The organism is Agrobacterium sp. CFBP 3001, from assembly GCF_027871605.1.
Lineage (GTDB): Bacteria > Pseudomonadota > Alphaproteobacteria > Rhizobiales > Rhizobiaceae > Agrobacterium > Agrobacterium leguminum.
Window position 1 is genome coordinate 53,666 of the sequence record NZ_JAQAHD010000019.1, and the last position, 12,641, is coordinate 66,306.

Sequence of the window (12,641 nt, forward strand, 5' to 3'; positions counted from 1 at the left end):
AATAATTCAAGGATTGTAGAAATATGGAAGAACGTCAAGCCCTGATGTCATTCGCGGCGCTGTCGCAGGAAACCAGGCTGCACATCGTCCGCATGCTGGTTGTGGCCGGTCCGGACGGGATGGCCGCCGGCGCGATCGCCGAGAAGGCCGAGGTTTCCCCCTCCAATGTGTCCTTCCACCTGAAGGAACTGGAGCGGGCCGGGCTTATCAACCAGCAGCGCGAATCCCGCTCGATTATCTACACCGCAAATTACGAAGGCCTGGGCGCACTGGTCCGCTTTCTGATGGAAGACTGCTGCGCCGGCCATCCCGAGATCTGCGCGCCGGCCGCCGATGTGGCCGCCTGCTGCGCTCCAGCCCCGAAGGAGAAGCTGCAATGACCGACGACCGCGTCTACAACGTCCTGTTCCTGTGCACCGGCAATTCTGCCCGCTCGATCCTTGCGGAATCCATCCTCAACGGCGAGGGCAAAGGCCGGTTCAAGGCTTATTCGGCCGGCAGTCAGCCGAAGGGCCAGGTGCATCCAATGGCTCTGGATACGCTACGTGGCCTCGGTTACGCGACCGAGGGGTTCAGCTCCAAGAGCTGGGACGTTTTTGCCGAGCCCGGCGCACCGCAGATGGATTTCATTTTCACCGTCTGCGACAGCGCCGCGGGTGAAGCCTGCCCGGTCTGGATCGGCCACCCGATGACCGCGCATTGGGGTGTTGAGGATCCGGCCGCCGTCCAGGGCAGCCTTATTGAGCAGGGTCAGGCCTTCTCGCAGGCTGCCCGTTTCCTCAAGAATCGTATCACCGCGTTTGTGAGCCTTCCGCTCGCGTCGATCGACAAGCTCGCGCTGGAAACCCAGCTGCGCGCCATCGGCGCGATGGAAGGCATCACCAACCGCAGGGGCGACGTCGCTTGAGCCTCGATCTGTACCAGGAGCCTGTCGGGGGGCATGATACCGACCTCCGCTCTGCGCTGGCTGCCGCTAAACTGCCGGTGGATGACCTCACGGAAGATGGGCGGTCGTTCTATCGGTTCTCCCGGGATGGGGAGACGGTCGGTTTCGGCGGGCGGGAATCCTATGGCGAGTGTGCATTGCTGCGCTCCGTCGTCGTGATGGCGGAGCGCCGGGGTCAGGGTTTCGGTGAGGCAATCACCGGGAAGCTTCTGGCGCAGGCTCACGACGACGGCGCGAAAGCTGTCTATCTCCTGACCGACACGGTCGCACCGTTCTTTGAATCGCTGGGGTTCCGAAACATCGCCCGAGATGCGGCCCCGGCCGCGATCCTGGCCACGCGCCAGGCGGCGAACCTCTGCCCGGCTTCGGCCGCCTTGATGGCAAAGGATCTGTAGCTATGACCACGCACGCATTCCCACGTTCGCGGCGCTTCGCAGCTGAGGCGCTGGGCACTGCGCTGCTTGTCGCCACGGTGGTCGGCTCGGGCATCATGGCGGACAAGCTCACCGCCGATACGGCGCTCGCGTTGCTTGGCAATACGCTGGCAACCGGCGCTATCCTGGTGGTGCTGATCAGTCTGCTCGGCCCGATTTCCGGCGCGCATTTCAATCCCGTGGTGACGCTGGTCTTCACTCTACGCCGGGCGCTGAGCGTGAACGACGCCGTCGCCTATGGCATGGCCCAAATAGCCGGCGGTATCGCCGGAACACTGCTGGCCCACGCCATGTTCGAACTGCCATTGCTGCAGCTGTCGAGCACGGTTCGCACGGGTCCGGCGCAATGGCTCGCAGAAGTGACCGCGACCTTTGGCCTGTTGTTCACCATCCTTGCCGGAATTCGGTTCCGTCAGAACGACGTGCCGTGGCTGGTGGCGCTCTACATCACTGCTGCCTACTGGTTTACGGCGTCAACATCCTTCGCGAACCCGGCCGTCGCGCGGTCGCTCACCGATACCTTCGCCGGAATCCGGCCTCTCGATCTGCCGGGGTTCATCATCGCCGAAACTCTCGGTGCGCTGCTGGCGCTTACCCTGGTCGGCTGGCTGCTGATGGAATCCCGCCCCTCCGACAAACCTCTCCCGAAACCGGAAGTCCTGCTATGACCATGAACGCCACCATCTACCACAACTCCGCTTGCGGCACCTCGCGCAACACCCTGGCGATGATCCGCAATGCCGGCATCGAGCCCACGGTCATCGAGTACCTGCAGAACCCGCCCAGCCGCAAGGAGCTGGTGAAGATGATTGCCGACGCCGGCCTCACCGTGCGGGAAGCGATAAGCGAAAAGGGCACACCTTACGCCGACCTCGGCCTCGACAACCCGGGCCTCACCGACGACCAGCTGCTTGATGCCATGCTCAAGAATCCGATCCTGATCAACCGGCCGTTCGTGATTACGCCCATGGGCACGCGCCTGTCGCGGCCCTCGGAACTCGTGCTCGACATCCTGCCCGACACTCATCAGGGCGCGTTCGCCAAGGAAGACGGTGAACAGGTCCTCGATGCGGAGGGCAAGCGCATTGGCTGATTTCCCTGCCGCCGATCTGGCGCATCTGCGCCAGCCGGATATTGAGGCCCTGCGTCCACCGTTCTCCACCCATAAACCGCGTATCCTGATCCTGTATGGCTCGTTGCGAGAGGTCTCCTATAGCCGGTTGCTCGCCCGCGAAGCGGCGCGCCTGCTGGAGCATTTCGGGTGCGATGTGCGCATCTTTGACCCGGCCGGCCTGCCGCTGCCCGATGCGGAGCCGGTGACGCACCCCAAGGTGCAGGAGCTGCGTGAGCTGTCGCAATGGTCCGAAGGCCAGGTGTGGGTTAGTCCGGAGCGCCACGGTGCCATGACCGGCATCATGAAAGCGCAGATCGACTGGATCCCGCTTTCGGTCGGCTCCGTGCGGCCGACGCAGGGCAAGACCCTGGCCGTTATGCAGGTCTCCGGCGGCTCGCAGTCGTTCAACGCCGTCAGCCAGCTCCGCGTTCTCGGCCGCTGGATGCGGATGATCACCATCCCCAACCAGTCGTCGGTGGCCAAGGCGTTTCAGGAGTTCGACGGGGAGGGGCGAATGAAACCCTCGTCCTATTACGATCGCGTGGTTGATGTCTGCGAGGAGCTGGTAAAGTTCACCTGGCTCACCCGCGACGCCTCGGCCTATCTCACCGATCGCTACAGCGAACGGAAGGAAGAGGCGGAAAAGCTGGAGCAACGCGTGAGCCTGAAATCCATATGACCACCCGCACGCCGATCGCCGCAGTGCTGATCCTTGGTCTGACCCAGATCATCGGCTACGGCACCCTCTATTACAGCTTTAGCATCCTCGCGCCTGACATGGCCAAGGACCTGGCCTGGTCCACCGAATGGGTCTTCGGCGCGCTGTCAGCGGCCCTGCTCATCGGCGGCTTGACGGCGCCGTGGCTGGGCAGCCTGATTGACCGGATTGGAGCGGGAAGAGTGATGACCATCGGCTCCGCCGTGGCCGCTCTGGCGCTGATCGCCTGCGCCTATGCGCCCGGCAAAGCGACCTATGTCCTGGCCCTCATTGCTATCGAAACTGCTGCCAATCTGGTGCAATACGGCGCTGCCTTTGCGCTGCTGGTACAACTGCAACCGGCGGCGGCGTCGCGCAGCATCACCTACCTGACCCTGATTGCCGGCTTTGCTTCGACGATCTTCTGGCCGATCACCACAGCGCTTCATGCGCAGTTCAGCTGGCAGACGGTGTACCTGATTTTCGCGGGCCTGAATCTGGCCATCTGCTTGCCGCTGCACGCCTGGCTGTCGTTCGGACTCGCCAAAAGCCGCCGCGCAGAGGCCACCACCGCCGCGCCCTCGGTCGTCGGGATCCTGCGAGCTGATCAGCGGTCGCGCGGATTTCTCCTGATGGCCACGGCGTTCTCCCTGCAATACCTCGCCAGCTCGGCCGTGCTGGTCCACATGGTGCCGTTGCTAGGCGGCCTTGGCCTTGGCGCCGCCGCCGCCCTGGTCGGCGCGCTGTTCGGCCCGTCTCAGGTGGCCAGCCGCCTGATCAACATGCTCTTCGGCAAGAACCTGTCGGCCCTGCACCTGGCGTTGGTCTCCGCTGCGCTGATTCCAATCGGCACGGTGGTGCTGCTCCTCACCGCGCCGTCCGTTCTGGGTGCGATGGTCTTCGCCGTTATCTTCGGCATGGGCAACGGTCTGTTGAGTATCGTCAGCGGTACCCTGCCGCTGGCCTTGTTTGGTAGTGACGGATACGGCAGACTGCAGGGCAAGATGATGGCGGCGCGGCTGATCGTGTCGGCTACCGCGCCGTTTGTCTTGGCGCTGGGGATGGAGCGGCTTGGCATAAGCCTCTCACTGGCACTAACGGCGACGCTGGGGGCAGGGGCCATCGCGCTTTTTGGTGCTGTGGCTTATGTGGGGCGGCGGGCGCAGTTGGACACTGAAGAATCTGGGCGAGCTGTTGCAGGCTGACAGCCGTTATCGTGGTCACGTCACTTGCAGGTCCCAGGATTGACCAGCATAAACGAAAGGCCACAAGCGCGGCGAGGAACGGAGGAATGTCGAGGCGTCTTGCATCAAGCGCTATCGATGAACGTTGAGCTGCCGCTCATATCATCCGACCGTTTCCGCCGTCAGCGTGATGTCGCCAAAGCGTCGATCGACTCTTGCTAGAGAAGCCGTGCCGCCCGTCCGCTGCGCCGTGTCGCGTTGTTGTAATAACTGGACGCCTGCTGAACTGATCGGTGCCTCGATTGCTCCATCGCTTCGGGCAGTGGAACGCCGCGATTGGCTGCCTCAGTCAGATAGCCTGACCGCAATCCATGCGCCGAAAAGTCGCGGCTGTCCAAGCCCGCTATCTCCGCGCGCTGCTTGAGAATGGCATTAATAGATTGGGGATCGAGCGCCCGGCGCGAGACGGTGCCCCATCTTCCGATCCCCCGGAACACACTGCCCTTGTCGATCCTGGCGGCCGCCAGCCAGGCATTCAGCGCCTCGACCGGCCGGCCGGTGAGATAGACGATGTCGTCCTCTTCGCCGGAGGTCGTCTTGGTCCGACCGAGGTGAATGGCAAGGGAGGGGAGGGGAGGGCCATCTTCGACTTCGATCGGTGCCTCGATGCTCAGTTGCTCCTTCCGCAATCCGGCGATCTCGCTACGGCGGCGGCCGCCGGAGGCGAAGGCGACCATCAGGATCGCCCGGTCGCGCAGATCACGAAGGTTTTCGCTTTCGCAGGTCGCCAGCAGCTTGGCCAAAATATCGCCGGTGACCGCCTTGGCACTTTTGCGACGACGCGGCCTAGGGACGGCACGCACTGCCAGCCGGATCGCCTGCTTGAGGGCAGGGGAGGCGAATGCGCCGTCGAGGCCGCGCCATTTGGTCAAGGTTGACCAGCTGGCCAGCCTGCGACGAACCGTGTCGGGCGCGTGCGGGCCAGTGGATTTCAAAAATCTCTGATCTCGCAACAGTTGATCGACGTCGGCCGGCATGCCGTGATCAGGATCGTTCTGGCGTTTTTTGGGATCCCACAGATGATGAGCGACGAATTTCAGCAGCAGCGCCTCGGGCGCCGGCCAGGGCAGGGATTTTTTCGTCGCCGCCAATCCCCAGGCTTCGAGGTAGGCGAGATCGGAGGTCAGCGCCCGCAGCGTGTTGTCGCCCATGCCCTGGTTGACCAGATGTTTTAGCGTTTCGACGTCCTGGTCGGTCAGCAGTTCGGCCAATTCGTCCCGGCGCTCGATGGGCAGCACAGAAGCGATGGTATCGAGCTCGACTGCACGGCGCTCGACGCTGGACAGGGTGTCGGATTTCTTTGGGGTCGCCATCAGTCGATCTCGACGTGCGGCCGCCAGCGGCGGATGATCTGGATGATCTCCGGCTTGTAGGCGTCCGGATAGGAGAGTGTTTCTTCGCGCGCCATCCAGGTAAAGACGGTGACCATGTCGCCGCAGATTTCAGGATCGAGATCGGCGAGGTCAGTCAGATCGAAGCCGCCATGCACGCTGGCATTCCACCAGGCGAGCAAAAAATTGGCGACGCGGCGCCCTTGGCCGGTATCCTGGTGAGCGACATTGAGCAGCTTTTCGAGGGCGAAGCGGACGCGATCTTCCATGGTTGGTAGCCTTTGCTGAGCGTGATTTGGCCCAGGTTAAGTGAATTTACGGGCTTTGTCGATCTACCATCGATAAGGGTTACTTATCGATGGTTAGAACCCCAACCCGCAACCATACCATGTGAGGAACCCTAATATTTAGATAGAGTTCCTTTAGCAAATCATTTACCATGATTTCAATGGCTTACGATCTCGCGAAAATCAGCATTTCAAACTTGGTGGGGTCTTCATTTGACGCCGCTGTCGCCCTCACGCGTCTCGACGAGCGCATCGCCCGTTCACCGGTCGGCGAAGGCTGGATCGAGCGCCAGAATTTCGCCGATGCCTGCGCCTCGCTTTGGATCGATGGCGAACTCGTCCATCTCGAAGACCTCGTCCTCCATGACGCGACCCGCGATATCCGCACACCCACCCACGAGCTGACAATCGCCCGCGACGTGTTGCGCACCCGTAGGCGCATCGCGGCTCAGTCGCCAAACTGGGCGCTCTCGCCGGAAGGCATTCGCACACTGCGGCAGACCTCGGAGATCACAGCCGCTGACACTGGCGCGGCGGAGGCGGCCAGCACCATCCGGCGCTCCGTCCCGGTGGACGAGGCAGGGGAGGGGGATGAGGACGCCGACCTAGGCGAAAATCTGCCCGGCGTAGACTATGCCGCCATCGATGCTGTGCTGGCCCGATCGGAGGCGGTAATCGAAAGTGTGACCCGTCCCAGCCGCAACGGCAGCAGCCGTGCCGAAAAAGATCCAATGATCTACGATCTCGACTGGGACGAGGATACCCGGCTCGACGAATGGCGCGGTGTTCTGCGCCAGGCAGAAAATCTGCCGGCGGTGCTGCAGGCCATCGTCGCCCTCGATGCCTGGAACGAGCTTGCCGTCCTGCAGCATGCACGCTGGCTCGGCCGGCTATTTGCGGCCTCCATCCTGCGTCAGGCCGGCGTCACCACCGGCGCGCACCTGGCCGCCATCAATCTTGGCCTCAAAACCATTCCCGTCGATCGGCGCCGGCATCGTGATCGGGAGACCCGGTTGCTCGCCATCGCCCACGGATTTTTGGCGGCCGCCGAGATCGGCATGAAAGAGCATGACCGGCTGACGCTGGCGAAGACGATGATGGACCGAAAACTTGAAGGACGGCGGACCTCCTCTAAATTGCCGGAGCTGGTCGAGCTGGTGATGGCAAAGCCGCTGGTGTCGGCCGGGATGGTGGCGAAAACGCTCGAGGTCACGCCGCAGGCGGCACGGCGGATCGTGTTGGAACTCGGTCTCAGAGAGATGACGGGGAGGGGGAGGTTTCGGGCGTGGGGAGTTGTGTAGCCTGATCACTCTTTAAAGACGGCATAGCTCGTCCCGCGCGACCGGCGGAAAGGAGCCGATGGCGTTCAACTTGAGCGTAGCAGCCGGGATCGTGGATTTGCGCGCTTTAAGACCTAACCACCCTGGTTCTTGTATGAAGCCATGGCCCTGGGATCGAGACCAGTAGAGTCCTTCATTAAGTTGATGAACTCCAGAGCAGTCTCATGAAACATTTTGGCGTGCTGTAGGTCGACTAAGCTGAGGTAGTCTTTATGACGCCACTTTTTATGCAGTTTTCGGGTAGCCTCTGTCGTATCCGTTATAATCGTCGGCTCGATTTCATAAGGCGAAGCATGTGTGACCAGATTGCGCCAATGCTGCATTTTCTCGATCCGCTGAAATAGGGCCTTCGATTTATCGACTTCGATTCCTGCGGCACGGCAGAGCAGGTCCATTTTATCCCAGAACCGTTTCGTGTGCCGGTATTTGTCAAAGTCGAACGCTTCGAACCTCGCATCACCCTTCATAGTGAAGGCAATGGAGGCTGAGAAGCTTTCGATTGCTGCAAAGGCCAGGACCATTCCGCCGGTAAAGTAGGCAAAGCCCATGGACATGTTGCCGGTTCGCTCTTGCTGATCTGCGGCTATGCCCGCTTTGATAAGCTGGGTAGCTGCCAGCATAGTCATGTCCCAGTCGTGACTTTGCGCCGAGTACTCGTAAGCCATCAACGTTCCATATCCTTTATGTCAACATGAGCGCGGGGCAAACTTGTCGTTCCGTCCTGTTCGCCGCCCATTAAGGCTGTTTACTCAATCCTTTTTGGGTTCGCCACGTTTGAAATCCGGGCGACGATATCCTGCGCAACCTCCATGACTTCCTTCGCCTTTACCGGGGCGTCTCCCTCAGACATCTGAAGTGCGACACTCAGCGGCTCCAGAAATTCTTTGGCTGGTGATGCCTCAATTAAGGCGAGGGCTTCTTTCGCGTTCCCCCGGCGCGCCAAAGCGATAGTCGTGTCTACGACGCCCGGGAGGAGTTCCCGACGATTTGAAAGCGCTGCCATCGCCTCGTTAAGGAAGGGCATTGCTTCGACCGGGTCGCCGTGCTCCGCCAATATCAGCGAAAGAACCAATTGTGCTTCTGGGAAATCCGCGGTGATGTTCAGGCTTTGACGCAGGTCTTCTATGCTATCGACGATCGCGCCTCGGGCACGCTTCACCAGTGCTCGGGCGAGAAAGACCCTAGCATCGGCAGGATTGGTCTCTACCGCCTTCTCGACCCAATGCTCGGCGGCAATTGGATCGTTCTCCAATTCGATCGCGATCTGCGCGAGACTGGTCATCGCGGTGATGCCCTTTGGGTTCACATCGAGTGCTCGGGAAAAGAATGCCTTGGCTTCCTCTGCGTTGCAGGCTCGAGTGGCGATCCCTCCATGCAGCGTCAGGCTACAATAGCAACGGGCATTTGCATTTACGGCGCCGTTGAGGAACGGTCTTGCCTCTTCATCCTGTCCACGGTGGATGAGAAGCGCTGCAAGTTCCTTATGGAGCATGCAGGGTGCATCGTTGGTTGAGGCCAGCGATTTTCGCAAAACTGCTTCTGCATCGTCCAGCCTGCCAGGTCGCTGCTGCAAAAAGCGAGCATATTCATAAGACGGATACGAGCCAGCATTCGGAAGAGATATCGCCTTCTTGTATGCATCTTCCGCTTCAAGCCAGTCTTCGTTCTTCGCCAGGATCTCAGCCCGCGTAATCCAACCTCCGACTGAATCTGGGTCGAGCTCGATGGACTTGCCGCTCGCTTCCAGCGCAAGACGAAAATCGGAGTCCACGGCCGACAATGTCTCTGCATAGGCCTGCCAATAAAAGCTCTCGTTCGGTTCGAGGCCTAATAGCTTCTCGAACGCCTCTGCTGCTTCCCGATGCTTTCGCAGGGTGCGATGGAGCATAGCCGCGAGGTTGAACCAAGCGTCGACCGACGCTGGGTCATACTCCACCGCCGACCTAAGAGTTTGTTCGGCTTCTTCGGCTCTCCCAAGGACCAGCAGACATTGGGCCAGAAATTGCCTAGCATCGTCCCAGTCGGGATGTTCTGCAACCGCCTGCTGAAGCAGCTTCTCTGCTTCTTCAGCACGCCCAAGGCCTGGACCCAGCACCGACGTCAGCTTCACAAGCGACTCTTCGATGTCAGGCGCAACTTCCCATGCTCTACGATAGAGCATCAGCGCCTCGTCCAGATCGTCGTTGTGGTATCGGATGTCACCCAGCGTAGCTAACGCAATTACGTTGTCAGCATCGAGATCTAGCGCCTGCTTAAGGTGGCGTTCGGCCTTCTCTGCGTCCCTTATCTCGCTATACAAGAGTAGCCCGTACATCGAATGAGCAGTGCTGGAGGCCGGCAAGCAGTCAACGGCGTTGGAGGCGGCTGTAACAGCGTCTGTCCGTCGATCGGACTCCTTGCTCAGCAGGAAAGCCAGTTCCAGCCACAATGTGCCGTTGGTGGCATCGTTTGCCAGAGCGTCACGAAGAAGAGATTCGGCAATGTCTGGCTTGTCATCATTGATCGCCGATTTAACCTGCGACAGCAGGGCCTCATAATGCCTTTTTTTTCTCGGCGCCTTCTTCGCAACAGTTCTCTTTTGGAAATCCATTTGCCTCTCAGTTGCTGCGAGGGCGGACCTGAACTCGGCATCATCCTGAAGTGGAGATAGGAAGTCCGCTGGCGTCTGAGAAAGTATTTTTTGGCGGGTTTCGCCACTCGACTGAGCAATGATGGCATTGAACGCTGAATGATATTCCTGTCGCCGATGCGGATGGAGTAGGCACGCTTCAGCAACGAGCTTTGCTGTAGTGTCAACAAGCTCGTCATTCTTGTAGTATTGCGTCATGAAGGCGACAAGAGCGCGGACGCGGCTAGAGGGGTGGCTCCGTCGCCGCATAAGATAGTAAATGTTGAAGAGTCTTTCAGTTGCATGATAGCTGACCGCCCGCCCTTTTCCCGGAAGTTTGATGACTGATCCTCGGTCAGCGAGGCGTCCGAGCATTGCGGATGCAATATTGACATTCACGCGGGCATTTTGAGCGACTTCTTTCGCCGTGCTGGGATCCCAGATGTCAAGGAGCGCAGCGAATACCTTCCGCTCTGTTGGCGGTAGATTATCGAGCTGGCTCTTAAAATACTCGGTGTTTTGGTCGATTAGCTGATTCAGATTTTCCATCAGGTTTTGGAGTGAAGGCGATACTGTGAACTCCGCCATAATCCTCATCAGACGTGGGCTCCCTCCCGTCAGGATTTGGATTGGCCTAATGCGTTCCGAGCGTACTTCCTGGTTTGTGAGGGCGGCCCATAACTCCGTGCACTCGGCGAGATCAAGCGGTTGCAGCGAAACGATTTCGAAACGCTGATAAAGCCACTTCGTGTCGTCGGGATCCTGACTATCGTCAGCACAATCCTTGACGGAAGTCCCCAGCAGCATCAGCGACGGCTCGGCATTGAAGATTGCTTCCAGGGTTGCTGCATCTGGCCCAATTTGCTCCCCGAGGATCATGTGTAGATTTTCAACGATCAGAAGCAGCTTCTTGCCCGTGTGCTCAGAAAATCTCCGCAGCTCTCCCACTGATACCTTGAGGAGATCCGCTTCACTCTGTTGCTTCTCGGCAAGTTCGAATGCGCGAACCCATTGTTCATCTTGAAGCTGATCCTGAAGATGGAAGAGGCATTCGAGAAAGAATTCGCCCGGGGTGGTAATGTTGTAGCTTTCCTCGCCGAGGATAAGTGGAAACCAATCAGCTGAAAACTCGTGGTTCAAGCGCAACTCGGCTAACACGCGCCTTACTATGGTTGTCTTGCCGGCGCCCCGTGGTGCGGAGACTAAGACATTTTTGTTTGTCGGGGCGTTCGTGTTCGCCGAAATCTGACCCAGAATCCGCGCGAGCTCTTTTTTGCGAACTACAAAAGACTCGATGACCTCTCCATCGGTCAAAAAGCTCGGGTTGAATTTGTACGGCAGAGAGGATGGTTTGGCGGCTTCTTTTTCAATCATTGAATCTTTCCAACAAAATTGTTGGTACCCCTTGAACGACTCGCTTGTTGCCATCATATTTGTTGGCAACAATTCTGCTGGCAAAATGACATGGGCTTGATCTAGCGTCAACGAACGTCAGCGTGCGTTTTCTTGAAGTTCAACTCAGGGGGTAAATGCGTGAACGGGATTGATGTCTTTTTGAAACGCTTTGCGCGGAACCCGGAGATCCTACGGGAGCCGATGAGCAATGTCTGTCGTCGCCTGAAGCGTTTGCGAGATGATGAGTATCTCTGCCGCGAAGGCGAGCCCGCAGAGTGCTTTTGGATCGTGGACGACGGGGCTATAGTTATTGGCACAGAGGGTAAAATCGTCCGGCGCACCAAGGGGGATCTTGTTGGGGAGATCGCCTTTCACCGCCGAGACGAGGCCAGGCGGACTACCTCGATGCGTGCGGACGGAGTTGCCAGGGTCTGGCAAATCGATCGAGTATTCCTAGATGAACTCACTCCTGAACAGAGCGCGGCCTGGTTTGAAACCGTTGCGGCCGTTCTGGCAGAAAAAGTCATTGAAGCAACAGAGCAGCGCACGAGGCTTCTGTCCGACAACGTTTCGCTGGACCACGTCCTGCGTCGCTTCGTCTGTGATGACGGCTTGATGGCCGTCAACGCTACGTTTGGTGATTCCGAGTTGGCGAACATCGTGCCGGATCAAACCACTGCGATGCTGTGGTTCAGTGACGTTGCAGGGTTTTCTTCCTTCGCGAAGGAGATGGCGCCGAAAGATGCTGCACGCCAAATGCGTCGATTCATGGATATCCAAGTCGAGGAAATCACTCGCGCTGGGGGTGAGATCGACAAGTTCATGGGCGACGGGTTGATGGCTTTTTGGCGTGTTCCAGACGACGCTCGCATACGCGATCGGGTCCCCAAAGCGGTTCTGGCGGCGTTCAACTCAATCGACCGCATCCGGGCGATCATCAACGAGGAAGGCCTTTCCCTGGACATTAGGATAGGTCTCCACCTTGGTCCGGTAGTCATTGGCGATTTCGGCGGTAGTGGCCGGATCGCGTACACATTGATGGGCGAAACTGTCAACTCGGCATCTAGATACGAGCAGGCGCGTCTAGATTCTGAAAACAATCAACTTGGGGCCCTTCGCCTCAGCGAGATGGTGTTCGCCCATGTTCAGAACACGCACCTTTTAGCGCGGCTGAATTCTGAACCACGTCGCTTTCTTGCGAAGGCTGGTCGCGAGTTCACCACTTACACATCGATCGACTGAGGA

Annotated in this window: 13 protein-coding genes; 9 read left to right on the forward strand and 4 right to left on the reverse strand. The window is 59.2% G+C overall.

The annotated features are described in order from the left end of the window. Positions 1-23 precede the first annotated feature (23 nt). The 7 genes from PH605_RS20235 to arsK are packed head-to-tail and all read left to right on the forward strand — an operon-like array spanning position 24 to position 4,396. Complete coding sequence (locus PH605_RS20235) at positions 24-380, forward strand: ArsR/SmtB family transcription factor (RefSeq protein WP_137006004.1); 357 nt, start codon at positions 24-26, stop codon at positions 378-380. After that, positions 377-907 carry an arsenate reductase ArsC gene (locus PH605_RS20240; protein WP_142845866.1) on the forward strand — a complete coding sequence of 177 codons (531 nt, stop codon included), beginning with the start codon at positions 377-379 and terminating at the stop codon, positions 905-907. The genes PH605_RS20235 and PH605_RS20240 overlap by 4 nt, the downstream gene beginning before the upstream one ends. Beyond that, on the forward strand, positions 904-1,341 hold the full coding sequence (gene arsN2 / locus PH605_RS20245) for an arsenic resistance N-acetyltransferase ArsN2 (RefSeq protein ID WP_142845867.1): 438 nt from the start codon (positions 904-906) through the stop codon (positions 1,339-1,341). The genes PH605_RS20240 and arsN2 overlap by 4 nt, the downstream gene beginning before the upstream one ends. 2 nt (positions 1,342-1,343) lie before the next feature. Next, the gene (locus PH605_RS20250; RefSeq protein WP_142845868.1) at positions 1,344-2,048 is read left to right on the forward strand and encodes an aquaporin; all 705 of its coding nucleotides are present in this window, start codon (positions 1,344-1,346) and stop codon (positions 2,046-2,048) included. Further along, positions 2,045-2,473, forward strand: coding sequence for an arsenate reductase (glutaredoxin) (arsC, locus tag PH605_RS20255; RefSeq protein ID WP_161987964.1), 429 nt, complete (start codon positions 2,045-2,047; stop codon positions 2,471-2,473). Before PH605_RS20250 ends, arsC begins: the two co-directional genes overlap by 4 nt. Beyond that, entirely contained in the window at positions 2,448-3,173 is a 726-nt protein-coding gene (gene arsH / locus PH605_RS20260) for an arsenical resistance protein ArsH (RefSeq protein WP_161987967.1), read from the forward strand. Before arsC ends, arsH begins: the two co-directional genes overlap by 26 nt. Then, positions 3,170-4,396, forward strand: a complete 1,227-nt coding sequence (gene arsK, locus PH605_RS20265; RefSeq protein WP_142845870.1) for an arsenite efflux MFS transporter ArsK — start codon at positions 3,170-3,172, stop codon at positions 4,394-4,396. The genes arsH and arsK overlap by 4 nt, the downstream gene beginning before the upstream one ends. 197 nt (positions 4,397-4,593) lie before the next feature. Here arsK and PH605_RS20270 read toward each other — a convergent pair whose 3' ends face one another. Further along, positions 4,594-5,748: a site-specific integrase gene (locus PH605_RS20270; protein ID WP_142845871.1), complete on the reverse strand. Its 1,155-nt coding sequence runs from the start codon at positions 5,746-5,748 to the stop codon at positions 4,594-4,596. Continuing rightward, positions 5,748-6,035 carry a DUF7673 family protein gene (locus tag PH605_RS20275; protein ID WP_142845872.1) on the reverse strand — a complete coding sequence of 96 codons (288 nt, stop codon included), beginning with the start codon at positions 6,033-6,035 and terminating at the stop codon, positions 5,748-5,750. Before PH605_RS20275 ends, PH605_RS20270 begins: the two co-directional genes overlap by 1 nt. Before the next feature lie 170 nt (positions 6,036-6,205). On the opposite strand from PH605_RS20275, the gene PH605_RS20280 reads away from it, so the two are divergent. Continuing rightward, entirely contained in the window at positions 6,206-7,354 is a 1,149-nt protein-coding gene (locus tag PH605_RS20280) for an RHE_PE00001 family protein (protein ID WP_142845873.1), read from the forward strand. 113 nt (positions 7,355-7,467) lie between these two features. On the opposite strand, the gene PH605_RS20285 is transcribed toward PH605_RS20280, so the two are convergent. Further along, positions 7,468-8,058, reverse strand: coding sequence for a hypothetical protein (locus tag PH605_RS20285; protein WP_142845874.1), 591 nt, complete (start codon positions 8,056-8,058; stop codon positions 7,468-7,470). 80 nt (positions 8,059-8,138) lie between these two features. Further along, entirely contained in the window at positions 8,139-11,375 is a 3,237-nt protein-coding gene (locus PH605_RS20290; RefSeq protein ID WP_161987965.1) for an ATP-binding protein, read from the reverse strand. A gap of 159 nt (positions 11,376-11,534) precedes the next feature. Between PH605_RS20290 and PH605_RS20295 the strand changes: the two genes are divergently transcribed. Beyond that, positions 11,535-12,638, forward strand: coding sequence for an adenylate/guanylate cyclase domain-containing protein (locus PH605_RS20295; protein ID WP_137006077.1), 1,104 nt, complete (start codon positions 11,535-11,537; stop codon positions 12,636-12,638). Positions 12,639-12,641 lie beyond the last annotated feature (3 nt).